A 426-nucleotide genomic window follows, 5' to 3' on the forward strand; every position below is an offset into this window, starting at 1 on the left:
TGGCCCGCACCGCCCAGGCTGTGCAGGACGGGGACCTGGGAGCGCGGGTGGGCGGCACCGGGCGGCGCGACGAGCTGGGCACCCTGGCACGGCACCTCAACGCGATGCTGGGGCAGCTCTCGGCCCTGGTCACGGCGGCGCGGCGCTTCACCGCCGACGCGGCGCACGACCTGAGAACCCCCCTGGCGGTGCTGCGCGGCGAGGTGGACCTCGCCCTGCGGCGTGAGCGCACCCCGGCCGAGTACCGGGAGACGCTGGAACGGCTGCGCGGCGACCTCGCGGGCCTGAGCACCCTGGCCGACGACCTGCTCACCCTCGCCCGGCTCGAGGGTCAGGGTCCGGTGGGGGCGGGCCTGCTCCCGGTGCCGCCCGGCTCCGCAGCACTTGGAGCGGTGCCCCTGGGAGCGGTGCCCCTCGGAGAGGTGC

Annotated in this window: 1 protein-coding gene; it reads left to right on the forward strand. The window is 77.5% G+C overall.

Annotated features, from left to right (window positions below; genetic code table 11):
* On the forward strand, positions 1-426 hold a 426-nt coding region (locus QOL99_RS17615), incomplete at both ends, for a HAMP domain-containing protein (protein WP_285525702.1).

The organism is Deinococcus rhizophilus (assembly GCF_030271215.1).
Lineage (GTDB): Bacteria > Deinococcota > Deinococci > Deinococcales > Deinococcaceae > Deinococcus > Deinococcus rhizophilus.